General features: G+C 72.1%; 18 protein-coding genes. 13 read left to right on the top strand and 5 right to left on the bottom strand.

The genetic code is table 11. From position 1 onward, the window contains the following. Positions 1-197 precede the first annotated feature (197 nt). The 7 genes from AC529_RS10870 to AC529_RS10900 all read left to right on the top strand — a co-directional run bounded on the left by AC529_RS10870 (position 198) and on the right by AC529_RS10900 (position 8,715). On the top strand, positions 198-1,088 hold the full coding sequence (locus tag AC529_RS10870; protein WP_068756257.1) for a Rossmann-like and DUF2520 domain-containing protein: 891 nt from the start codon (positions 198-200) through the stop codon (positions 1,086-1,088). Positions 1,089-1,121: 33 nt separating this feature from the next. Continuing rightward, complete coding sequence (gene panC, locus AC529_RS10875) at positions 1,122-2,012, top strand: pantoate--beta-alanine ligase (RefSeq protein ID WP_068756259.1); 891 nt, start codon at positions 1,122-1,124, stop codon at positions 2,010-2,012. A 31-nt stretch (positions 2,013-2,043) separates the two neighbouring features. After that, complete coding sequence (locus tag AC529_RS10880; RefSeq protein ID WP_068756261.1) at positions 2,044-4,644, top strand: L-aspartate oxidase; 2,601 nt, start codon at positions 2,044-2,046, stop codon at positions 4,642-4,644. 34 nt (positions 4,645-4,678) lie between these two features. Further along, complete coding sequence (locus AC529_RS10885) at positions 4,679-5,455, top strand: type III pantothenate kinase (protein ID WP_068756263.1); 777 nt, start codon at positions 4,679-4,681, stop codon at positions 5,453-5,455. Positions 5,456-5,561: 106 nt separating this feature from the next. Further along, positions 5,562-7,052: a bifunctional lysylphosphatidylglycerol synthetase/lysine--tRNA ligase LysX gene (gene lysX / locus AC529_RS10890; RefSeq protein ID WP_083948126.1), complete on the top strand. Its 1,491-nt coding sequence runs from the start codon at positions 5,562-5,564 to the stop codon at positions 7,050-7,052. 624 nt (positions 7,053-7,676) lie between these two features. Then, on the top strand, positions 7,677-7,994 hold the full coding sequence (locus AC529_RS10895; protein WP_068756266.1) for a helix-turn-helix domain-containing protein: 318 nt from the start codon (positions 7,677-7,679) through the stop codon (positions 7,992-7,994). Between the two features lie 157 nt (positions 7,995-8,151). Further along, complete coding sequence (locus tag AC529_RS10900) at positions 8,152-8,715, top strand: amino-acid N-acetyltransferase (RefSeq protein WP_068756268.1); 564 nt, start codon at positions 8,152-8,154, stop codon at positions 8,713-8,715. On the opposite strand, the gene AC529_RS10905 is transcribed toward AC529_RS10900, so the two are convergent. Further along, positions 8,712-11,864, bottom strand: a complete 3,153-nt coding sequence (locus AC529_RS10905; protein WP_068756270.1) for a UvrD-helicase domain-containing protein — start codon at positions 11,862-11,864, stop codon at positions 8,712-8,714. The two genes, AC529_RS10900 and AC529_RS10905, sit on opposite strands and share 4 nt — an antisense overlap. 990 nt (positions 11,865-12,854) lie before the next feature. Between AC529_RS10905 and AC529_RS10915 the strand changes: the two genes are divergently transcribed. The 3 genes from AC529_RS10915 to AC529_RS10925 all read left to right on the top strand — a co-directional run bounded on the left by AC529_RS10915 (position 12,855) and on the right by AC529_RS10925 (position 17,146). Next, positions 12,855-13,187 (top strand): histone-like nucleoid-structuring protein Lsr2, encoded by a 333-nt coding sequence (locus AC529_RS10915; protein WP_068756274.1) that lies wholly within the window; start codon positions 12,855-12,857, stop codon positions 13,185-13,187. Positions 13,188-13,642: 455 nt separating this feature from the next. After that, positions 13,643-16,141: an ATP-dependent Clp protease ATP-binding subunit gene (locus AC529_RS10920; RefSeq protein WP_068756276.1), complete on the top strand. Its 2,499-nt coding sequence runs from the start codon at positions 13,643-13,645 to the stop codon at positions 16,139-16,141. 372 nt (positions 16,142-16,513) lie between these two features. Beyond that, positions 16,514-17,146, top strand: coding sequence for a DUF3105 domain-containing protein (locus tag AC529_RS10925; protein WP_232306695.1), 633 nt, complete (start codon positions 16,514-16,516; stop codon positions 17,144-17,146). Positions 17,147-17,162: 16 nt separating this feature from the next. On the opposite strand, the gene AC529_RS10930 is transcribed toward AC529_RS10925, so the two are convergent. Next, positions 17,163-18,038 carry an HhH-GPD family protein gene (locus tag AC529_RS10930; protein ID WP_068756278.1) on the bottom strand — a complete coding sequence of 292 codons (876 nt, stop codon included), beginning with the start codon at positions 18,036-18,038 and terminating at the stop codon, positions 17,163-17,165. Positions 18,039-18,162: 124 nt separating this feature from the next. On the opposite strand from AC529_RS10930, the gene AC529_RS10935 reads away from it, so the two are divergent. Continuing rightward, positions 18,163-18,873 (top strand): hypothetical protein, encoded by a 711-nt coding sequence (locus AC529_RS10935; protein ID WP_232306696.1) that lies wholly within the window; start codon positions 18,163-18,165, stop codon positions 18,871-18,873. 6 nt (positions 18,874-18,879) lie between these two features. Here AC529_RS10935 and ygfZ read toward each other — a convergent pair whose 3' ends face one another. Together ygfZ and AC529_RS10945 are read right to left on the bottom strand one after the other, a co-directional pair. After that, complete coding sequence (ygfZ, locus tag AC529_RS10940) at positions 18,880-19,911, bottom strand: CAF17-like 4Fe-4S cluster assembly/insertion protein YgfZ (protein WP_068756283.1); 1,032 nt, start codon at positions 19,909-19,911, stop codon at positions 18,880-18,882. A 313-nt stretch (positions 19,912-20,224) separates the two neighbouring features. Further along, on the bottom strand, positions 20,225-20,767 hold the full coding sequence (locus AC529_RS10945; protein WP_068756285.1) for a heme-binding beta-barrel domain-containing protein: 543 nt from the start codon (positions 20,765-20,767) through the stop codon (positions 20,225-20,227). A gap of 283 nt (positions 20,768-21,050) precedes the next feature. Between AC529_RS10945 and AC529_RS10950 the strand changes: the two genes are divergently transcribed. After that, positions 21,051-21,824 carry a hypothetical protein gene (locus tag AC529_RS10950; RefSeq protein ID WP_068756287.1) on the top strand — a complete coding sequence of 258 codons (774 nt, stop codon included), beginning with the start codon at positions 21,051-21,053 and terminating at the stop codon, positions 21,822-21,824. 28 nt (positions 21,825-21,852) lie between these two features. Here the strand turns inward: AC529_RS10950 and AC529_RS10955 are convergent, their stop codons facing one another. Further along, positions 21,853-22,524, bottom strand: coding sequence for a pyridoxine/pyridoxamine 5'-phosphate oxidase (locus AC529_RS10955; protein ID WP_068756289.1), 672 nt, complete (start codon positions 22,522-22,524; stop codon positions 21,853-21,855). 241 nt (positions 22,525-22,765) lie between these two features. Here AC529_RS10955 and AC529_RS10960 point away from each other — a divergent pair. Continuing rightward, a partial coding sequence (locus tag AC529_RS10960; protein WP_198156407.1) for a PepSY-associated TM helix domain-containing protein occupies positions 22,766-23,607 on the top strand: 842 nt, incomplete at its 3' end.

The following is a 23,607-nucleotide window of genomic DNA, read 5'->3' on the forward strand; positions in this document are numbered from 1 at the left end:
GCCGACCCCGCGGGGTCGGCGCCGGCCGTCGCCGTTTCCCGGCAGCGGTGCCCCGCGTGCCGTCGGCGGAAACCGGTGAGTAACCTAGGGCGTGTCGGGTGGACCTCCGGTTCCACGGCCACAGCCACCGCTCCGGAAGCCCTCGGCACGCCCAGCCGTCGGCAAGTCCGGTACCCGAGTGGACTGGAACGAACTCCATGAACACGGCGCACGACACACGCCAGCGTCCCGCACGGCTCTCCGTCGGGGTCATCGGCCCGGGCCGGGTCGGATCGGTCCTCGGCGCGGCACTCGCCCGTGCCGGGCACCGGGTCGTCGCGGCCTCCGCGGTCTCGGAGGCCTCCCGGCAGCGGGCCGCCGCCCGGCTGCCCGACGCCCGGATCTGCGAACCCGCCGAAGTGGTCGCTCAGAGCGACCTCGTCCTGCTGACCGTCCCCGACGACGCCCTGGCACCGCTGGCCAACGGGCTGGCCGCGACCGGCGCCCCCCTCACCGGAAAACTCGTCGCGCACGCCAGCGGAGCACACGGCACCGGCGTGCTCGACCCCCTCACCCGGGCCGGGGCGCTGCCGCTGGCGCTGCACCCGGTGATGACCTTCACCGGCCGGGACGAAGACCTCAACCGGCTGGCCAACTGCTCCTTCGGGGTCACCGCACCCGAACCGCTCCGCCCCATCGCCGAGGCCCTCGTCGTGGAGATGGGCGCCGAACCGGTGTGGATCGCCGAGGAGTACCGGGCGCTCTACCACGCGGCCCTCGCCCAGGGGGCGAACCACCTCGTCACCCTCGTCGCCGAAAGCGCGTCCCTGCTGGCCCTGGCCGGGGTCGACCACCCGGGCCGGATGCTCGCGCCGCTGCTGGGAGCGGCGCTGGACAACGCGCTGCGCCTCGGTATCGACGGTCTCAGCGGCCCGGTGATGCGCGGCGACGCCGACACCGTCGCCGCCCACCTGGCCCAGTTGCGCCGACACGCGCCGGAGAGCGCCGCGAGCTACGTCGCACTGGCCCGCCTCACCGCGGACCGCGCGCTCGCGGCCGGACTGCTCAGACCGGAGGACGCCGAGCGGCTCCTCGACGTCCTCACCTGACACGCACCCTTTCCCGATCGACGGAGACCAGCCGTGACCCATTCGACCGCCTCCGCACCCAGCACCCCGGTCGTCGCCCGCACCGGCGAGGAACTCCAGGCCCTGCGCCCCAAACTGGGCCGCCTGGCCCTCGTCCCCACCATGGGAGCCCTGCACGCCGGCCACCGCAGCCTCATCGCCGCCGCCCGCGAGCACGCCGAGTCGGTGGCCGTCAGCATCTTCGTGAACCCGTTGCAGTTCGGCCCGAACGAGGACTACGACCGCTACCCCCGCACCTTCGACGCCGACCTGGCCGCCTGCGCCGAGGAGGGCGTGGACGTGGTCTTCGCGCCGACCGTGAAGGACATGTACCCTGACGCCGGACCCGACGGGATCGGACAGATCGTCACCGTCGACCCCGGGTCCATGGGGCGGGTCCTCGAAGGCGAGTTCCGTCCCGGCTTCTTCCAGGGCGTGCTGACCGTGGTCAACAAGCTGTTCAACCTCGTCCGCCCGGACGTGGCGGTCTTCGGGCAGAAGGACGCCCAGCAGGTGGCCGTGGTGCGCCGCATGGTCCGCGACCTCTGCCTGCCCGTCACGATCCTGTCCGCGCCCACCGTGCGCGACCCCGACGGGCTGGCCACCTCCAGCCGCAACGTCTACCTGAGCCCCGAGGAACGGACCAGCGCCCTGGCGCTGTCGCGGGCGCTGTTCGCGGGCGCCGACGCCGCCCCCTCCGGCCCCGCCGCGGTGCTCGCCGCGGCCGGCGCGGTGCTCGGCGAGGCCGCGCACGCCACGCCCCCCGTCAGCGTCGACTACCTGGCACTGGTCGACCCCGCCACCTTCACCGAGGTCGACGGCGACTACCGGGGCGAAGCCGTCTTGGCGGTGGCCGCGTGGGTGGGGGAGACCAGGCTGATTGATAACGTTCCGCTGACATTGTGAACCGCCCCTCTCACCCCCAGGGAGCTCCGTCGTGAGTGCGAGCCCTGTCCCGCTGCCGCTCCGGCTGACCGCACCGGAACCCGGATGGACCATCGAGACCGACGTGGTCGTCGTCGGCTCCGGGATCGCGGGGCTCAGCACCGCGCTCCGCTACGTCGAGCGGTCCGAGAAGGGCCGGGTCCTGCTCGTCACCAAGGACCTGCTCGCCAACGGCTCCACCCGCTGGGCCCAGGGCGGCATCGCCGCGGCCGTGGACCCCGGCGACGACCCGTGGGCGCACCTGGTGGACACCGTCGAGGCGGGGGCGGGGCTGTGCGACCCCGAGGCGGTGCGGATCCTGGTCCAGGAGGGGCCCGCGGCGCTGCACTGGCTCATCTCCCAGGGGACCGCCTTCGACCGGACCGCGACGGGGGAGCTCGCGCTCACCCGCGAGGGCGGCCACCGCGCCGACCGCATCGCGCACGCCGGAGGGGACGCCACCGGGGCGGAGATCGAACGCGCCCTGGTGGAGGCGGTCCGCGCCCAGGACCGCATCGAGGTCGTCGAGCACGCCTTCGTCCCCGACCTGCTGCTCGGCACCGACGAGCGGGGCGCGCGCCGCGTCCACGGCGTCACCGTGCACGTCATGGGCGAGGGCGAGCGCGACGGGGTGGGCGCGGTGCGCGCCGGGGCCGTCGTCCTGGCCACCGGCGGCATGGGCCAGGTGTTCGCCTCCACCACCAACCCGGAGGTGTCCACCGGGGACGGCCTGGCGCTGGCGCTGCGCGCCGGAGCCGCCGTCCAGGACCTGGAGTTCGTCCAGTTCCACCCGACCGTGCTGTGGCTGGGACCCCAGGCCCGGGGCCGCCAGCCCCTGGTGTCGGAGGCGGTGCGCGGCGAGGGCGCGTTCCTCGTGGACGTGCGGGGCCGCCGCTTCATGGCGGGCGTCCACGAACTCGCCGACCTGGCGCCCCGCGACGTCGTCGCGCGCGGCATCGCCCGCGCCATGGCCGAGACCGGCGCCGACCACGTCTACCTGGACGCCCGCCACTTCGGGGCCGACAAGTGGCAGCGCCGCTTCCCCACCATCCTCGCCTCCTGCCGCGCCCACGGCATCGACCCGGTCACCGACCTCGTCCCGGTCGCCCCGGCCGCGCACTACGCCTCCGGAGGGGTCCGGGTCGACCGCGACGGGCGCACGGGCATCGCCGGGCTCTACGCGATCGGCGAGGTCGCCCGCACCGGCGTGCACGGGGCCAACCGGCTCGCCTCCAACTCCCTGCTCGAAGGGGTGGTCTTCGCCGACCGCATCGCCGCCGCACTGGTCGACGAGCAGCCGCCCGACCCCTCCGCCCCGGCGGCCCCCGGCCGCGGCGGCCCGGTCGGCCTGGTCGACCCCGCGCTCCTGCCGGAGCTGCGGGAGGCCATGTCCCGGCACGTCGGGGTGCGCCGCGACGCCGCCGGGCTCGCCGAGGCCGCCGCGACGCTGTCCGCGCTCGCCGCGCGCGCCACCGGCGACGTGCCGCCGGGCGTGCCCGCCTGGCAGGCCACCAACCTGTTCACCGTCGCCTGCGCCCTGGTGCGGGCCGCCGAGCGCCGCCGGGAGACCCGGGGCTCGCACTGGAGAGCCGACCACGAGCAGCCGTCCGCCGAGGCGCGCTCCCGGACCTTCGTCCTCGACGCGTCGGGAATCAGGGAGGAGACGTCGATGCGCCCCTACACGCTCCCCGCAGCACTGGTCGAGGAGCTCGACCGGATCGCCGTGCCCGAGGCCGCGCGCCGCGGGGCCGCCCCCGAGCGGGCCCGCCCCGCCGTCGAGTGGCACGAGGAGCTGGTGCGCACGGCGCTGGCCGAGGACTGCTCGGGAGAGCAGGTCGACGTCACCACCGTCGCCACCGTCCCCGCCGCCCAGACCCGCACCGCCGACGTGGTGGCCCGCCGCGACGGGGTGGTCGCCGGGCTGCCAGTGGCCGAGCTGGTCTTCCGCATGGTGTGCGGGGGCGTGCTGGAGGTGGTCCGCCACGTCCGCGACGGCGACCGCGTCAGGCGCGGCGACGTCCTCATGACCGTCACCGCCCGCACCCGGGACCTGCTCACCGCGGAGCGGACCGCGCTGAACTTCCTCACCCACCTGTCGGGCATCGCCACCGCCACCCGCGCCTGGGTGGACGCCGTGGCGGGCACCGGCGCGGCCGTCCGCGACAGCCGCAAGACCCACCCGGGCCTGCGGGTCCTGGAGAAGTACGCGGTCCGCTGCGGCGGCGGGGTCAACCACCGCTTCGGGCTGGCCGACGCGGCCCTGATCAAGGACAACCACGTGGCCGCGGCCGGAGGGGTGGCCGAGGCGGTGCGCGCGGTGCGCGAGCGCTTCCCGGACGTGCCGCTGGAGGTCGAGGTGGACCGGATCGACCAGATCGAGCCGGCGCTGGCGGCGGGGGCCGAGGAACTCCTGCTCGACAACTTCACCGTGCCGCAGTTGCGGGAAGCCGTCGCCCTGGTGGCGGGGCGGGCGCGGCTGGAGTCCAGCGGCGGGCTCACCCTGGACCGCGCGGCGGATGTGGCCGCCACCGGAGTGGACTATCTTGCGGTTGGCGCTCTGACGCATTCCAGTCCCGCACTGGACATCGCGCTCGACCTCCGTGAGAGTTCCTGACCGTCGGCACGAATCCCCTTTTTGGTAGGCCCCCATGCTGCTCACGATCGATGTCGGCAACTCCGACACCGTCTTCGGTCTGTTCGAGGGCGAGGATCTACTGGAACACTGGAGAGTCTCGTCGAAGGGACGGCGGACCGCCGACGAGTGGGCCGTGGTCGTGCAGAACCTGGTCCACTCCGGCACGACGGTCAGCGACCACATCGACGGCATCGCCATGTGCTGCACCGTCCCGATGGTGCAGAACGAGATGCGGCAGATGTTCCGCCGCCACTACCGGGACGTGCCCGCCGTCATCGTCGAACCCGGAGTCAAGACGGGCGTCCCGATCCGCATGGACAACCCCAAGGAGGTCGGCAGCGACCGCATCGTCAACGCGCTGGCCGCGGTGAAGCTGTACGGCGGCCCGGCGGTCGTCGTGGACTTCGGCACCGCCACCACCTTCGACGCGGTCAGCGTCCGCGGCGAGTACGTGGGCGGCGCGATCGCCCCGGGCATCGACATCTCCGTGGAGGCGCTGTCGCGGCGCGGCGCGCAACTGCACATGGTGGAGATCGTCAAGCCGCGGGCGGTCATCGCCAAGAACACCACCGAGGCGCTGCGCTCCGGCATCGTCTACGGGTTCGCGGGCCAGGTCGACGGCATCGTGGACCGCATGGCCCAGGAGCTCACCGACGACGTGGACGACGTCACCGTGGTGGCCACCGGGGGACTGGCGCCCCTGGTGGTGGACGAGTGCGAGACGGTCGACGTCCACGAGCCGTGGCTGACCCTCATGGGCCTGCGCATGGTGTTCGAACGCAACACCTGACCCGCGCCGCCGCGGCGGCCGGAGCCGCCCCGGCCGCCGCCTGCCGCCGTCCCGGCACCCTCCGCCGCGGTCCCGGCGTTTCCCGAGCGCAGATAGGATCGTCTGCGTGAGCGAAGTACTGGATGATCTGCCGGAACAGATGCGGGTTCGCCGCGAGAAGCTGAACCGACTGCGCCAGGAGGGGGTCGACCCCTACCCGGTCACCTTCCCGCGCAGCACGACCATCGCGGAGGTCCGGGCCAAACACGGCGACCTCGCACCGGACACCCACACCGGGGAGCGCGTGGCGCTGGCCGGGCGGGTCATGCTGTACCGCACCGGGGGCAAACTCTGCTTCGCCACGATCCGGGACGCCTCCGGGGACATCCAGGTCATGCTCTCCCTGGACAAGGTGGGCGCCGACCGCCTGGCGGCCTGGAAGAGCGACGTCGACCTGGGCGACCACGTCGGCGTGGAGGGCGAGGTGATCACCTCCCGCCGCGGTGAGCTGTCGGTCCTCGCCGACTCCTGGACGCTGACCGCCAAGTGCCTGCGCCCGCTGCCCGACAAGCACAAGGGGCTGACCGACCCCGAGGCGCGGGTCCGGCAGCGCTACGTGGACCTCATCGTCAACCCCGAGGCGCGGGAGATGGTCGTCCACCGCTCCCGCGCGGTGCGCGCACTGCGCGACGGGCTGCACGACCGCGGCTACATCGAGGTCGAGACGCCGATGTTGCAGCAGGTGCACGGCGGGGCCACCGCGCGCCCCTTCGTCACCCACATCAACGCCTACGACCTCGACCTGTACCTGCGCATCGCCCCCGAGCTGTACCTGAAGCGGATGGTGGTCGGCGGGGTCGAGAAGGTCTTCGAGATCAACCGGAACTTCCGCAACGAGGGCGCGGACTCCACGCACAACCCCGAGTTCACGATGCTGGAGTTCTACCAGGCCTACGCCGACTACAACGTGATGGCCGAGATCACCCGCGACCTCATCCAGGAGGCCGCCACCGCGGTGTTCGGCAGCACGGTGGTCCGGCGCGGCGACACCGAGGTGGACCTGGGCGGGGACTGGCCCGAGATCACCCTGTACGGCGCGGTCTCGGAGGCCCTGGGCGAGGAGGTCACGCCCCGGACGCCGGTGGAGACCGTGCGCAAGCTGGCCGACGCGCGCGGCGTCGAGTGGAACCCGGCGTGGGGGCCGGGCAAGCTCGTGGAGCACCTGTTCGAGGAGCTGGTCGAGGACAGCCTGATCCAGCCGACCTTCGTGCGCGACTACCCGCTGGAGACCAGCCCGCTGACCCGCCAGCACCGCGAGGACCCGCTGCTCACCGAGAAGTGGGACCTGATCGGGTTCGGCATGGAGCTGGGCACCGGCTACTCGGAGCTGGTCGACCCGGTCGAGCAGCGGCGCCGCCTCACCGAGCAGTCGCTGCTGGCCGCCGGGGGCGACCCCGAGGCGATGCAGTTGGACGAGGACTTCCTGCGCGCCCTGGAGTACGCCATGCCGCCGACCGGGGGCGTGGGCGTGGGCATCGACCGGCTGCTGATGGCCTTCACCGGGAAGAACATCCGCGAGACGATCCTGTTCCCGCTGGTCCGCCAGACCCAGTCCTGACGTCGGACGGCCCGCCCGCGTGCGATCCCGCACGGGGCGGGCCGTCCCGTGCCCGCCGCAGCGGTACCAAAATCCTGGAAGGGCCGTCCGGAAGGCCCGACCGTGACCTCGGGGGAATACTCTTTGATCTTTTGCGGCACCCCCTGGTCGGACCGCCCCTGACATTGTCTTCGCAGGTCAGAGCTGCCAGGTAGGTGCTTGCCCCAATCATTGATCACTGTTGGTGTCTACCAAATCACCTTTCGTGTCCAAATGGCTCTTGACGCTCTGTCGCCTGCCGCTTAGCGTTTTGCGGGGAGCGGAGAAATCCGCGTGTTTGTCGTAGAGGGCCACAGCAGATAACGAGGGGGCGAGGCGGTCACGGCCGTTTCGATCACTGTTTGGTGAGCACGTGTCCGCGCGGCGTCTGTCCGTCCCAGACCGCTGCGTGCGAGCGCGCGAAAGTCCGACCACCGCGGCTCCGCCGTCCCGGCGCCGGGAGAGGGCATGCGGTCGATATGGCGCAGAGTTTCAGGAAAAACACTGAAAGTGCGAACCAAAGGGCCTCGTAATTCATCTGAATGTGTGTCTTTGCGGCGATGAGTCGTTGTTCCGCACTCACCACGATGGATGAGGGAGGACGGAGTGGAACAGGCCACACTCGTACGTCAGACGACCGGTAAGGAGCAGAACGGGTCGGTCCTGCGCGACTGCTGCCTCGTGCCCGCTCAGACCCGGAAGCACGACCCGGAGGAGGGGCGTGCGCACACGACCGTCCTCAACGAGGCCGACCTCCGGATGCTGGCCGAGATCGCCACCGGTGTCACCACCGACGTGGCGGCGCGCCGCCTGGAACTCAGCGCGCGCACCCTGCGCCGCCGCCTCCGTTCGGTCTGTGACCGGCTCGGGGTCAACACCCCCATCGAAGCGGTCGTCTGGGCCGCCCGCCGGCACCTGATCTGAACCACCACCGCCGATCCGCCGAAACCGCTCTTCGCGGAGACGGTGCCGACCACCGACCCGTGCCCGCGGCGACGTCCGCCCCGCGCCGCAGCGCACGGCAGAACCGTTCCCACATCCGACGGCGTCGCATCCGTGTTGCGGATAAGCTGACTCGGCGATGACAACAGAAGAAAAGATCACCGTCCGTCGGGCGCGCACCCGAGACGTCGTCCACATCCGCAGGCTCATCGACCTCTTCAGCGGGGAAGGCCGGGTACTCGGCAAGAGCACGGTCACCCTGTACGAAGACGTGCAGGAGTTCTGGGTGGGCGAGCTCGACGACGGCAGGACCACGAGGGTCGTCGGCTGCGGTGCGCTGCACGTGCTCTGGGAGGACCTGGCCGAGGTGCGCACCGTCGCCGTGGACCCGCAGGTCCAGGGCCGCGGTGTGGGACACCGCATCGTCTCGGCGCTGTTGGACACCGCCCGCGAGCTCGGAGTGCGCCGGGTCTTCTGCCTCACCTTCGAGACCAAGTTCTTCGCCCGGCACGGCTTCGTCGAGATCCAGGGCACCCCCGTCTCCGCCAGCGTCTACGAGGAGCTGCTGCGCTCCTACGACGAGGGCGTCGCCGAATTCCTCGGTCTGGACCGGGTCAAGCCGAACACCCTCGGCAACACTCGCATGCTGCTGCACCTGGACCGCCCCGGGGCGGAGGACCGCGCCCGGGGCGGAACGGGCTAGAGCAGCCGAAGCTGCCGGTCCCGGGGACGCCTGCGGGTCGCCGACTCCGCGTCCACCTGCATGGTCAGCTCGGGGCTGATCGCGGCGAGGAACGGCGAGGCCGCCGCCTCGTAGGTGCTCCCCCGCCGGGTGCGCCGCCGGGCCCGGGACAGGTACAGCCGGTGCTGCGCCCGGGTGATCCCCACGAAGAACAGGCGGCGCTCCTCGGCCTCGTCGCCGCGCTCCTCCCCGGGGAAGCGGAACGGCAGCAGCCCGTCCTCGCAGCCGACCAGGAACACCACCGGGTACTCCAGGCCCTTGGCCGCGTGCAGGGTGAGCAGCGACACCCGGTCGGCGCGCGGGTCCAGCGCGTCCACCTCGGCGCCCAGCGCCAGCGCGGAGAGGAACTCCGACAGGTCCTCCCCGCACCGCTCGGCCAGCGGGGCCACCAGCTCGCCCGCGGTCATCAGGTCGGTGACCCGGCGCTCGTGGTCGGCGTAGCGGCGGCACAGCGCCCCCACCGCGGAGCGCACCCGCTCCACCACCGGGCCCTCCGGGTGGTGCGGCAGCTCGGCGGTGAGCAGCCGCACCTCCGGGCGGGCCAGCAGCCGGTCGTGCGAACGCTTCTGGAACGGGATGCCCGAGGTGTTGAACGCGCTGATGATCGCCTCGCTCTGGGCGTCGGTGCGGTACAGCACGCAGATGTCGCTGAAGGACAGCGAGTCGTCCCCGTCCTCGGTCACCCGGCCGCTGTCCAGCGAGTGCAGCGACGTCCCGCCGAGCAGCCGGTCGATGGCCCGGGCCACGAAGGCCGCCTCGGCGTGCTCGTCCGCGGCCACGTGCACGCCGATCCGCGGCGCCTCGCCGAACTCGCCGACCGCGCGCAGCTCCCGCCCCGGCACCAGGGACGCGGGGGCGATGGCCTGCACCGCCGCGTTCACGATGGTCGAGTTGGACCGGTAGTTGCGGCCCAGCCGGACCGTGCGAGCACTCGGGTAGTCCTCGGTGAACCGCAGGAAGAACCCCACGTCGGCGCCGCGGAAGCCGTAGATGGCCTGGTCGGGGTCGCCGATCGCGGTGAGGTCCGCCTCCGGCCCGGCCAGCAGCCGCAGCAGCGCGTACTGCGTCTCGTCGACGTCCTGGTACTCGTCCACGCTGATGTGCGTCCAGCGGCGCCGGTAGGACGCGGTGAGCTCCTCGTCGGCCGACAGCAGCCGCACCGGCAGGCGCACCAGGTCGGTGAAGTCCACCAGGCCCGCCTCGCGCAGCCGCGCCTCGAACCGCGCGACCTCGTCGTCCGCGCCGTGCGGCTCGGTGTCGCGGCGGGCCAGCAGGCGCCGCCCGGCGGCGGCCGAGCCCGCCACCTCGGCGGCGATCTCCTGGCGCAGGCTCTCGTCCACGACGGTGAAGTCCGCGCCCAGCCCGGCGCGTTCGTGCTGCTCGCGCAGGATCAGCGCGCCCAGGCCGTGCAGGGTGGTGACGGTCATCGCCGCGGCCTTCTCGCCCAGCAGGGCCTCCAGCCGCTCCAGCAGCTCGTCGGCGGCCCGCCGGGTGAAGGTGATGGCCAGGAACCGCTCGGCGGGCACCCCGCGCTCGGCCACCAGGTGGGCGATCCGGTGGGTCAGCGTGCGGGTCTTGCCGGTGCCGGGGCCGGCCACGACGAGCAGCGGCCCGCCGGTGTGCTCGGCCGCCGCGCGCTGGTCCGGGTCGAGCCCGTCCAGCAGGCTCTGCGGCCGGGGCCGCAGCGCGGTCTCCTCCTCCGTGAACAGCACGGGCTCGGCGGGCTCCCCCTGCTCCGCCGTCCGCGCCGGGGCGGACGGTTCGGGGCGCTGCTGCGCACGGGGGGCTCGGGCCGGGGCGGGCTGCGGCGCCGGGGCGAGGTCCAGCTCGCTGAAGAGCGCCAGCGTGTCGGCCTCGGCGCGCAGCTCGTCGGGGTGGAACATGCGGATGACGCCGTACTCGCCGTCGTATCCGGCCTCGCGGACCACCTCTCCGCGCCGCAGCCGGGCCACCGCCTCGCCGAGCAGTTCGCCGCCGACCCTGGTCACCTCGTCCAGCGGCACCGAGGTGAGGATGTCCAGCTCCGGGCCGAGGGCGGCCACCAGCCGCGCCACCTCGCCCAGGACGCGCTTGCTCTTGGGGCCCACCCCCTCGATCTCGCTGACGATCTCGGGCAGCGGGACCAGGCTGGTGAAGTCCGCGGCCCCCTCCGGCCGGTAGCCCTCGGGACGGTCGGCGAGCTCGTTGACCCGGTGGAACACGCCGACCGTGACCGGCTTGCCGCACACCGGGCAGCGCCCCTTGAGCTCCCGGGTGGCGGCCGGGTCGAGGCGGACGCCGCACTTGCGGTGCCCGTCCAGGTGGTACTTGCCCTCCTCGGGGAAGAACTCCACCGAGCCGCGGAAGCCCTCCCCGGTCTCCAGGGCCCGGCGCACCGCGTAGTAGTCCAGGTCGGTGTCGAACCGCGTGGCCTCGCGGGCCAGCATCGGCGGGGAGTGCGCGTCGGAGTTGCTGACCAGGGTGTAGGAGTCCAGGGAGGACACCATCCAGTTCATGGCCGGGTCGCTGGACAGCCCGGTCTCCACCGCGAAGATGTGGTCGGCCAGGTCGGCGTAGCAGTCGGCGATGGCGTCGAACCCCGACTTGGAGCCCAGCGCAGAGAACCACGGCGTCCAGATGTGGGCGGGCACCAGGTAGGAGCCCGGGTCGCTGGAGAGGGTGATGTCCAGCAGGTCCCGGGAGTCCAGGCCCAGGATGGGGCGGCCGTCGGAGGCGAGGTTGCCGATCTTGGCCAGGTCGGCGGTGATCGCCGCGGCGGCCTCCAGCGACGGCGCGTAGAGCAGGTGGTGGACCTTGCGGGTGCGGTCGTCGCGCTTGTAGATCGTGGAGATCTCCACCGACAGCATGAACCGGGGCAGGGTCTGGCAGTGCGGCGGCAGGGTCCGCAGGATGCGCGACTCGATTTCCGGGCGCAGCCGGAACAGCCCCGGCTCGGCCGGGACCAGGTCCCGTTCCAGTTCGGCCCGCCAGGCGGGGTGAGTGAAATCACCGGTCCCCACCAGAGCGATCCCCTTGCGGGCGGCCCACCAGGCGAGGTGTTCCAGGTCGCAATCCTTGCTGCACGCCCGCGAGTACTTGGAGTGGATATGCAGATCGGCGTGGAACTCCACGAAGAGGTCCTCTCAATGCCCAGGGAGGTGGGTGTCCCGGCACACCAGTTGTCGGGGCCCGCCGGTCCGTCCGGCCACCCTGCAACGATCCCACAACTTCCGGGCGGGACGGACCCTAAAGCCGGGGGATCGGCGGTGGGATAGAGGAGGTAATCTGTGCGATGCGGACAAGAAGCCGGGCGGGGTTTGTCCATACGGGCTGTTGCGGAACGCTTTGTGGACGCACTCGCTTTAATACGGTCCGTGTGGTGAGGGGTGTTTGAGTTCCGCGGCGGCTACACGCCGTCGCCTTTTGGTCCGGTGTGCCGGGTGTTTTAGGCTGAGCGGGATACCTGACGGGTCTTTAGCCGCTCCCGCCGGGGGCTAAACGGAGCCGCACCCCCCGGGAGGAACAGCCGGCCGGCCCGCCTATGATGACCTGGGCCTGTCAGCCGCCAAACGGCCGTCGCGCCGCGTGGCCGACCAGACATCCCCTGCCTGGGGTAATCGTTGTATAAAGGAACGGCCAGGAGAAGGGTGCGTCTGATGTGGGACGTATTGTCGGCACTGATCCCTCCCGTTGTTGTCGCGACGGTGTTCTGTGTGGCGGTCTACACACTGCTGCGTAAGGAGATGGCCCCCAGGACTTCGGACGGCAGACCGGTGGAGGAGAGTGAATCGGTGACGCGTGGGACGCCGGACGGCAAAGCCGCCGCCGATGCCGACGCAAACAAGGCGCAGAGCGCTTCTGAGGAAGTCCACGGGGCCGGGGAAGAGGCCGGGGGACGCTAAGCGGCACCGGGGGAATGCCCTCCCGTGTCTCCTTATGAACGGCCGGGCCGGATCTGCCGGTCCGGACCCGAGCATGCCATGAATGTTTTTCCCGTTATCTTGTGCCGGAGTGAAAGTAACTTTATCGAGGGCGGAGCGAATTGTCTTTCCAATGAATGAGGTATAGATTTGCATTCAATGGATTGCTAACACGCTTCTCTACCGAGAAAGGACTCGGGCATGGCACAAAAGGTGCAGGTGCTCCTCGTCGACGACCTCGACGGGGGCGAGGCCGACGAGACCGTCTCCTTCGGAATCGACGGTTCCACCTACGAGATCGACCTGAGCGTCGACAACGCGGCCAAGCTCCGCGCCGCGCTCGCGCCCTTCGTCGAGGCCGCCCGCAAGGCCCCGACCAAGCGCAACAGCTCCCGCAGCAAGCAGCGCAGCGCGCCCAGCCGGGAGCGCAGCGCCGAGATCCGCGCCTGGGCCAAGGCCGCGGGCAAGCAGGTCAGCGAGCGGGGCCGCATCCCCCAGGCGATCATGGACGAGTACCACGCCGCCCAGCGTTGACCGACGGCGCCCCACCACCCCGGACCTGGATCATGCCTCGCCGCTGAGGGCGTGACCCGGGCTCCCCGCGGGACCCGGACCGCCGCCGGAGCGCTGGGACGAGTGTTCGCTCAGAGCAAATAACACCGCGAACACGCATCACGGCCCGTGTTCTCTCACGTCATGGAGAGGCACGGGCCGTTCGCTTGCGGCGTACTCGGAACACATGAGGCTCCAACAGTAGTTGGATGAGGATGAACGCCCTATCGTCGGGGAAAGTCTCTTGGCATGGCACCGTGTGAAGAGATCGGTGGTGTGGGTGTAGTCGTGTGGCCGTCCGGGCAGCCGGTCGGCGCGGTGTAGACGGGTGCGAAAGTGCCCCCGGAGGTTCCCTTTCGCCTCGGGGGGCCGATCGGCGGAAAGTGAGGGTCGGAACTTCCGTCCCTGCCTGACCGCTCTGTGAGGAGCGACGAGACATGTTCGAGAGGTTTACCGACCGCGCACGGCGCGTGGTTGTCCTGGCGCAGGAAGAGGCCAGGATGCTCAACCACAACTACATTGGCACGGAGCACATCCTGCTCGGCCTCATCCACGAGGGCGAGGGCGTCGCGGCCAAGGCTCTGGAGAGCCTCGGCATCAGCCTCGAAGCCGTCCGCCAGCAGGTTGAGGAGATCATCGGGCAGGGGCAGCAGGCCCCGTCCGGCCACATCCCCTTCACCCCCCGTGCCAAGAAGGTCCTGGAGCTCTCGCTGCGCGAGGCTCTGCAACTGGGACACAACTACATCGGCACGGAGCACATTCTGCTCGGCCTCATCCGCGAGGGCGAGGGCGTGGCCGCGCAGGTGCTGGTGAAGCTGGGCGCCGACCTCAACCGGGTGCGCCAGCAGGTCATCCAGTTGCTCCACGGCTACCAGGGCAAGGAGCCGCAGGCCGCCGGAACCGCCTCGGAGTCGGCCCCCTCCACCTCCCTGGTGCTCGACCAGTTCGGACGGAACCTGACCCAGGCCGCCCGCGAGGGCAAGCTCGACCCGGTCATCGGCCGCGACAAGGAGATCGAGCGGGTCATGCAGGTGCTGTCGCGGCGCACCAAGAACAACCCGGTGCTGGTCGGCGACCCCGGCGTCGGCAAGACCGCGGTGGTCGAGGGGCTGGCCCAGAAGATCGTCAAGGGCGAGATCCCCGAGACCCTCAAGGACAAGCAGCTCTACACGCTCGACCTCGGCGCCCTGGTCGCGGGCAGCCGCTACCGCGGCGACTTCGAGGAGCGGCTGCGCAAGGTCCTCAAGGAGATCCGCTCCCGCGGCGACATCATCCTGTTCATCGACGAGCTGCACACCCTGGTCGGCGCGGGCGCCGCCGAGGGCGCGATCGACGCCGCCTCCATCCTCAAGCCGATGCTGGCCCGCGGCGAGTTGCAGACCATCGGCGCCACCACGCTCGACGAGTACCGCAAGTACCTGGAGAAGGACGCCGCGCTGGAGCGCCGCTTCCAGCCCATCCAGGTCGACGAGCCCACGATCTCGCACACCATCGAGATCCTCAAGGGCCTGCGCGACCGCTACGAGGCCCACCACCGGGTGTCCATCACCGACGGGGCGCTCGTGGCCGCCGCCCAGCTCGCCGACCGCTACATCAGCGACCGCTACCTGCCGGACAAGGCCATCGACCTGATCGACGAGGCCGGGTCGCGCATGCGCATCCGCCGCATGACCGCGCCGCCGGACCTGCGCGAGTTCGACGAGAAGATCGCCAAGGTGCGCCGCGACAAGGAAGCCGCGATCGACGCCCAGGACTTCGAGCGGGCCGCCGCGCTGCGCGACGACGAGAAGCGGCTCCAGGCCAAGCGCGCCCAGAAGGAGAAGGAGTGGAAGGCCGGCGACATGGACAGCGTCGCCGAGGTGGACGAGGAGCTCATCGCCGAGGTCCTGGCCACCGCCACCGGCATCCCGGTCTTCCGGCTCACCGAGGAGGAGTCCTCCCGCCTGCTCCGCATGGAGGAGGAGCTGCACAAGCGCGTCATCGGCCAGGAGGACGCCATCAAGGCGCTCTCCCAGGCGATCCGGCGCACCCGTGCGGGCCTGAAGGACCCCAAGCGCCCCGGCGGCTCGTTCATCTTCGCCGGCCCGTCCGGTGTGGGGAAGACCGAGCTGTCCAAGACGCTGGCGGAGTTCCTGTTCGGCGACGAGGACGCGCTGATCCAGCTCGACATGAGCGAGTTCATGGAGAAGCACACCGTGTCCCGCCTGTTCGGCTCGCCCCCCGGCTACGTCGGCTACGAGGAGGGCGGCCAGCTCACCGAGAAGGTGCGGCGCAAGCCGTTCTCGGTGGTGCTGTTCGACGAGATCGAGAAGGCGCACGGCGACATCTTCAACTCGCTGCTCCAGGTGCTGGAGGAGGGCCGCCTCACCGACGCCCAGGGCCGCAACGTCGACTTCAAGAACACGATCATCATCATGACCACCAACCTGGGCACCCGGGACATCTCCAAGGGGCAGCCCATGGGCTTCGCGCGGCCGGACGACACCAAGACCAACTACGACCGCATGAAGGCCAAGGTCAACGAGGAGCTCAAGCAGCACTTCCGGCCCGAGTTCCTCAACCGCGTGGACGACACGATCGTGTTCCACCAGTTGACCGAGAAGGAGATCTTCGCCATCGTCGACCTGATGGTCGCGCGGCTGGACGAGCGGCTCAAGGACCGCGACATGGGCATCGAGGTCCGGCCGAACGCCAAGAAGATCCTCGCCGAGCGGGGCTACGACCCGGTGCTGGGCGCCCGGCCGCTGCGCCGCACGATCCAGCGCGAGATCGAGGACGCCCTGTCGGAGAAGATCCTCTACGGCGAGCTCAAGGCCGGCCAGATCGTCATCGTCGACGCCGAGGGCGAGGGCGCCGAGGCCAAGTTCACCTTCCGCGGCGTGCCCAAGCCGCAGGCGGTCCCGGAGACCGCCGAGGTGGGCGCGCAGCAGAGCTGACGCTCCGACACACGGTCCGGCTCCGGCCGGCACGCACCCGACACACGAGGGGAGGGGCGGTCCACGGACCGCCCCTCCTCGTCGTGCAGGCCCCGGCCCGTCCCGGACAAAAACACCCTCCGGTCTGGGAAAAGACACCTCCGCGGCGGTAGGGTCTGCGCTGTGAACCATCCTGCGCAGCCGCCCCACGGCCCCCAGCCCCCCGGTCCCGGCGGCGGACCGTCCGGCCCCTCCGGCCCCGTCGGACAGCCCGGAGTCCCCGGGCAGCCTCCGCCCCCCGTCGGCCCTCCCGTCCAGGGACCCCCGCTCCACCAGGGGGCTCCCGGGCCGCACGGGCCGTACCCGCCAGGCCCCTACCCGCAGCCCGGGGCGGTGCCCCGACGGTCCGGCGGCTCCGGGGCGCTCGGCTGGATCATCGGCGGCGTGGCGGCCGTGCTCGTCCTCCTCGTCGTCGTGGTGGTCGCGGCCGTCGTGGTCCTGGGAGGCTCGGACAGCGGCGGAGGCGGCACCGGCACCGACTCCCGCCCCCGGCCGCCCGCCGCCCAGGGCGTCGAGGAACCGGGGGACATCCCCGGGGTGCAGACCTTCGACGTCTCCTCCTACAACCACGTCGAGGGGACCGTGGACTACCCGCAGTACCCCCCGGTCGGCGGCGACCACAACCCCGTCTGGCTGAACTGCGGCGTCTACACCGTCCCGGTGCCCGCGGAGAACGCCGTGCACTCCATGGAGCACGGCGCGGTGTGGATCACCCACGACCCGGACCTCGACCCCGCACAGCTCGCGTACCTGCACGGCCTGTACTCGACGGGCGACTACATCATCATCAGCCCGGCCGACGGCCTGCCCGCCCCGGTGGTGCTCTCCGCCTGGGGCAAGCAGTTGACCGTCGACAGCGCCGAGGACGAGCGGGTCGTCGACTTCCTCGTCTCCTACGTGCAGGGGCCGCAGACCCCCGAACCCGGGGCGGCCTGCTTCGGCGGGGTCAGCGTGCAGACGAGCTGACCGGGCCGCGGGGGCGTCAGCTCGGCAGCGCGTACTCGCCGGTCTCCAGCGGGTCCACCAGACCGTCGGCCACCAGCCCGTCGAGGGCGCGCTCCCGCTGGGCGTCCTCGTCCCACACCGCGTCCAGCGCGGACTTGGGCACCGGGCCGGGCGCCTCCCGCAGCACCGCCAGCAGCCGACCCCGCACCTGGCGGTCCGTTCCCGCGTAGCGCTGCCCGCGCCGCGGCGGACCGTCGTGCGGGGGCCGCCCGGCCAGCACCCACGCGCACCGGTCGACCACCGGGCACTCCCCGCAGCGGGGGGCGCGGGCGGTGCACACCAGCGCGCCCAGCTCCATCACCGCCACCCCCCAGCGCGCGGCCACCGCGGGCTCCTCGGGCAGCAGCGACTCGGCGAGCCGGTACTCGGCCCGGGTGGGCGTCCTGGGCGGGTACTGCCTGCCGTTCACCAGGCGCTCCAGGACCCGCCGCACGTTGGTGTCCAGCACGGCGTGCCGCTGCCCGAACGCGAAACTGGCCACCGCCGCCGCGGTGTAGGCGCCCACCCCGGGCAGGGCCAGCAGCTCCTCGTGTGAGTCGGGCACCCGCCCGCCGTGCCGCTCCACGATGGCCGTGGCGCACGCGTGCAGCCGCAGCGCGCGCCGCGGATAGCCGAGGCGGCCCCACATCCGCACCGCCTCGCCCGCGGGCTCGGCCGCCAGGTCCGCCGGGGTCGGCCAGCGCTCCAGCCACGCCTGCCAGGCGGGCAGCACCCGCGCCACGGGGGTCTGCTGGAGCATCACCTCGCTCACCAGCACACCCCACGGGGTGGCGTCCGCGGAGCGCCACGGAAGGTCCCGGGCGTTGCCGTCATACCAGGCGAGAACATCTGCACGGTACGGGTTTTCGGTCATAGACAATCAGAATTCCAACGGCGGGTCGGGTAGGTGCAAAACCTCGGAAGCCGGGATACTTACGGCCATGGCTTCGGGACCGGTGAGCAGGGCGACATACTGGAGGCGGCGTGTCTTTCTGTTGGTGGGGGTACTCGCGGTACTGACACTGATCGCGTACGCCTGCCGCCCCTCCAGTGACGAGGGGGACCCGGTCAGCTCGGCGAGCACGGACTCCAGCGCCGAGCCGCAGACCACCCCCGACAGCGGAGAGGGGACCGACCCCAGTATTCCAGCCTCCCCCTCGGCGGAGGCCGACGATGCGGACGACTCCGACGGCGGCGACGAGGCGGACGGCGCAAACGGCTCCGCGGGCGGCGGAAGCGGCGGAGGGCAGGGCGTGGCCCCCGCCGGAGGCGCCGGGGCCAACGCGGTCCCGCAGGGCGGGGGCGGCGGCTCCCGGCCCGCCGCGGCCCCCTGCCACCCCGAGGACGTGGTCGTGAGCGTCGAGTCGGACCGGGAGGACTACGCCGCGGGCGTCGAGCCCGTGTTCACCTTCAGCCTGGTCAACATCGGCCCGTCGGTCTGCACGGCCGAGGTGGGCACCAAGACCGTGGAGCTGCGCATCACCTCCGGCGAGGACCGGATCTGGTCCAGCACCGACTGCGTCGAGGCGACCGCCGAGCCGGTGGAGCTGCGCCGGGGCGTCCCCCACGACGTGGAGATCACCTGGAACCGCACCCGCTCCTGGAAGGACTGCCGGGAGAGCGTCGTCCACGCCCGTCCCGGCACCTACGTGGCCAAGCCCTACAGCGACTACGAGACCGAGGGCAAGCAGGTGTTCCGGCTCCACTGACCCGCGTCAGCGGGGGCGCCGCCGCAGCGAGATCTGCGCGTTGGCGCCGGTGTCGGGGCTGACCACCACCTCCTGGCCGGCGGCGATGCCGTCCACCACGAACTCCGCGTCCACCGGCACGGTCCGCCTGACCAGCCCGAGGGCGATGGGACCCAGTTCGAAGTGGCGGGCCGAGGTGCCGACGAACCCGACGGGGCGGCCGTCGAGCTCGATGTCCGCCCCGCGCGCGGGGAGCCGCTCGGCGGTGCCGTCCAGGTGCAGCATCACCAGGCGGCGCGGCGGGCGGCCCAGGTTGTGCACCCGCGCCACCGTCTCCTGGCCCGGGTAGCAGCCCTTGTCCAGGTGGACGGCGGAGCCGATCCACCCCATCTCGTGGGCGATCGCGCGGTGGTCGGTGTCCAGGCCGAGCCTGGGCCGGTGCAGGGCGATCCGGCGCGCCTCGTAGGCCCACAGCCCCGCGGGACGGGCGCCCGCGGCGGTCAGGGCCTCCGTGACGGCCTCCAGCGCCCCGGAGGGGAGGAACAGGTCGGTCTCGTCCGCGGCGGGGCGCACCACGGTCTCGGCGGGCAGCGCGGCGCGGACCCCGTCCAGCACGGCCGACCGGTCGGGACCCGCGACGGTCACGACCGCGTACTCGGCGCTGAGGTCGGCCACCTCCACCCGCAGCATGAACCGCATGGACTCCAGGAACGCGGCGAGGTCGGCGGCGGTCCCCGGCTCCACGTGCGCCCACAGCGCGGTGCCGTCGTCCACCACGGACAGGTGGTGCTTCAGCCGTCCGTTGGCGTCCATCACCAGGGTCTCGGTGGCGGTTGCGGGGGCCAGCTCCCGCAGGTGCTGGCTGGTCAGGTCGTGCAGCCAGCCCAGCCGGTCGGGGCCGGTGACGCGGACGACGCCCCGGTTGCTCCGGTCGGTCCAGCCCGCGCCGCGCGCCAGGGCGCGCTGCTCCTGGAAGAGCTCCCCGTAGTGGGCGGCGATGTCGTGGTCGGGCGTCTCGGCGGCCACCGCGCCGGGACGCGTGAGCAGCGGCGAAGTCATACCTGTGAGCCTATGCGCCCCAGCACCCGGGCGGGCGCACGCCCGGCCCCGGCGGGCAGTCCGGCAGGAAAAAGCGTTTGCCCTGATCGCACCGTGCGCATACCGTCGTAGGCACGCGAGAAAGGAGGTGGTCCGAAAAGTGATTTCTTTGCGGACACGCGAGGTGTTCGCCCGTTAGGGCGACCACGTTCGGATCGCCCTGGCGAATCCACGGTGGACACCCGGACCCTCGGGTGGCCGGCCTTGTCCGACCGGCCCCGGCGCGAGCCGGACAAGACGCCCGAGGGTCCGCCCGTGTCCGGGACCTTCCGCCTCAGGAAGACGTCCTCTTGAGCTGGGCGGACATGTACGGCTGGAGCTCGTTGCCGTCGGCGGCCAGGTCCCAGGCGTAGCCCAGCGTCTCGCGGTCGTCGCCGAACAGCCCGTACAGCCGGTGGCTCGCGGCCACCGGGAGCCCGGTCTCGGTGCGCATCACGACGTCGGTGCGCATCTCCACGCGGTGCGCGAAGATCGTGCCGAGGTAGACCTCGGTGAACCCCTCGGGGTGGGAGAGCAGCACCTCCAGGTGGACGGGGGGCTCGTCGGAGTCCTTCTTCTCCTCGTCCTCCTTGTCGGCGTCCAGCCGCAACCGCCAGTACCCCGACTCCGAGGTCACCGGCTCCCCCAGGGAGCCGTCCGCGTTGACGCGCCACACCCTGCTCCGGTAGTTCAGGTAGGGGTGGCCGTCGTGGGTGAACTCGATCTCCTGGCCGAACCGGAATTCCTCCACGCCGGGGTAGCCGGCGACGCCGACCCCCTCCCACCGGCCGAGCAGGAACGACAGCTTGGCCACTTCCGGATGAATCTCAGGCTGCATAGTGTCCGAGACTAGCGGCGGCCGGGCGCTCGCCCGTACTCGCCGCGGCCCCGGACGGAAACGGACACGGCCTCGCCCACCACGTTCTTTTCCGTTCCCTCCGGTGCTGTTCGTCCGTCATTCGAGCAGGCGTGGAGCGTTTCGGGTATCACTGGAGACGTTCCCGAGAACGCGGTTGCGGCCCGAAGCCGTGACAGATCCTGGTAAAGAAGTAGGGAACGGACAACAGACACAGGACCGTGGGCAGCCCGCGGCGAGTGACAATGGAGGAGAGGCGTCTTCCATGCTGGTGATCGGAATGGCCCTCCTCGTCGGCGCGGCGGTTCTGGCACCCGCGGGCTTCGTCGCCCTCAGGCGCTGGATGCACCGGCGCGATCTCGCGGAACTGCGGCCCAGGGCGTTCGTCGCGCTGGTCGGCAGCGAGGTCACCCTGCACGGACTGGCGGCGGCCGGGCCGGGCGGGACCGTGGAGTCCCGGCTGGCCGGGGTGGAGTGCGTCTGGCACGGCCACGAGGTGGTGCGCCACTACGCCACCTGGCGCACCCTGGAGGAGACCGGGGAGCGGGAGCAGGTGCTCGGCGACGACACGATCGCCGACTACGGCTCTCCGGAGCCGTTCGCCCTCACCGGGGCCGACGGCGGGCGGCCGGGCGAGCAGCCCATCCTGGTGGACCCGGAGGAGGCGGACACCACGCGGGTCAGCCTGTGCCTCCAACGCGTCGTCGCCCGCCCCCAGCGCGGCGTCCCCGCCCCCGCCGACGACCTGCTGGGCCGGATCAAGGGCCGCGTCTCCGGGGTCTTCCGCGGCGAGACGATCGAGTTCGAGTACCGGGAGCGCGCCATCCGGGTGGGCGACCCCGTGGTCGTGCGCGGCCGGGTGGAGCTGCGCGACGGCCGTCCGGTCGTGGCGGCCCCCGCCGACGGCCGCCTCAGCATCGAGCACGACGAGGCCGCGCCCCCGTCCACCGTCGGACGGCCCCGCAACGCCCTGCTGCTGGGCGCCGGGGCGCTGGTGTCGGGCGTGACCGGCCTGCTGCTGGTCCTCGCGGGCGGCTGAGCCCTCTCCCCGGGCCGGTACGGCCCGGTCACGGGCACAGCCGGGTGCGGGTCCAGGCCCCGGAACCGTCCCGGGTGTAGCGCAGCCGGACGTGGCGGCGGTCCGGGGACGCCTGCCAGAACTCCACGCTCTCGGGCAGCAGGGTGTAGAGCGTCCACGTGGGCGCCACCGTTCCAGGCTCGGCCGCGATCCGCTCCCGCGCCCGGGCCACGGCCGCCGCGCGTTCCGCGGCCGAGGCCAGCGGCTCACTCTGGCCGCCCACGAGCACCTCGGCGCGGGCCTCGGGGGAGCGGGCCAGGAAGTCCGCGGCGCAGCGCTCCGGGGGTTCGGGCACGACGGGCCCGCGCGCCCGGATCTGGCGGCCCTGCTTCGGCCAGTAGCAGGCGATCGCCGCGTTGGGGTTGGCGGCCAGGTCGCGGCCCTTGGGGCTGGCGGAGTCGGAGGCGAAGCGCCAGCCCGTCTCGTCGACGTCCCTGAGGATCAGGAACCTGGAGGAGGGGCGGCCCGCCGCGTCGGCGGTGGCCAGGTTCACCACGTGCGGTTCGGGCACCCCCGCCCGCAGGGCCTCCTCCAGCCACGCGACGAACAGCTCCGCCGGAGTTTCGGGCGTCCGCTCCGGGGCGAATTCGGGCAGGTCGGTGTCGAACACCGGGAGGGCGCGCAGCCGGTCGCGCAGCGGGACGTCGTCGGTGTTGCTCATGGCCCCGATTCTTCCTCCCCGGCGGGGAGGGGGCGAGCTTCGTGCCCGCCCGGCGGGCCGCTAGCACGGGCGACGTCAGTTCCCCGTGAGATTTCCGAGGTTCTGGAAGTGAGGTACGACACTCTCTTGTTTTACTCTGGGTAGTTGTACGACAATCCTAGGCAAATGTCCGGCGTTTGGGAGGGCGTCCGGAGTCATTGGGTTCTGTCCGCTGTGGGGGCACAGACGAAGAAGGAGAGAGATGTCCACACAGGAGCACGCCCCACCACCGTCCCCGGAACCGGCCACGGCCCCCCAGACCTCCCGGGGCGCACCGCGCTCGCCGCTGTGGCCGCCGCTGCGGGCGCTCCTGCTGCGCCTGCACTTCTACGCCGGCGTCCTGGTCGCGCCGTTCATCGCGGTCGCCGCGCTCACCGGCCTCCTCTACGCCTTCACCCCGCAACTGGAGCAGTGGCTCTACGCCGACCAGTTGCACGTCGAGGACCAGGGGCAGCCGCTGCCGGTCAGCATGCAGGTGGAGGCCGCCCGGCAGGCCCACCCCGAGGGCAGCCTCACCGCTGTCCGCATCGGCGGCCCCGAGGACAGCACCCGGGTCCTGTTCGCCGTGGACGGCCTGGAGGAGGGCGTGCGCTCCAGCGTCTTCGTCGACCCCTACACCGCCGACGTCCTCGGCACCCTGGAGGTCTACGGCACCAGCGGCGCGCTGCCCGTGCGCACCTGGATCAGCATGCTCCACCGCCACCTCCACCTGGGCGAGGTCGGCCGCCTCTACAGCGAACTGGCCGCGAGCTGGCTGTGGGTGGTGGCGCTCGGCGGCGTCGTCCTGTGGCTGGGCCGCAGCCGCACCGGCGCCCGGGTGCGGCGCGCCCTGCTCCCCGAGCGGAGCGCCTCCGGACGCGGCTCGACGCTGTCCTGGCACGGATCGGCCGGCCTGTGGCTGCTGGTCGGCGTCCTGGCGCTCGGGGCGACCGGGCTGACCTGGTCCGCCTACGCCGGGCAGAACATCGGCACCGTCCGCCAGGCGCTGAACTGGCAGACCCCCTCGCTGGACGCGGAGATCTTCGAGGAGGGCCACCACGGCGG

This window comes from Thermobifida cellulosilytica TB100 (genome assembly GCF_001517975.1).
In the GTDB taxonomy this organism is placed as follows: Bacteria; Actinomycetota; Actinomycetes; order Streptosporangiales; family Streptosporangiaceae; genus Thermobifida; species Thermobifida cellulosilytica.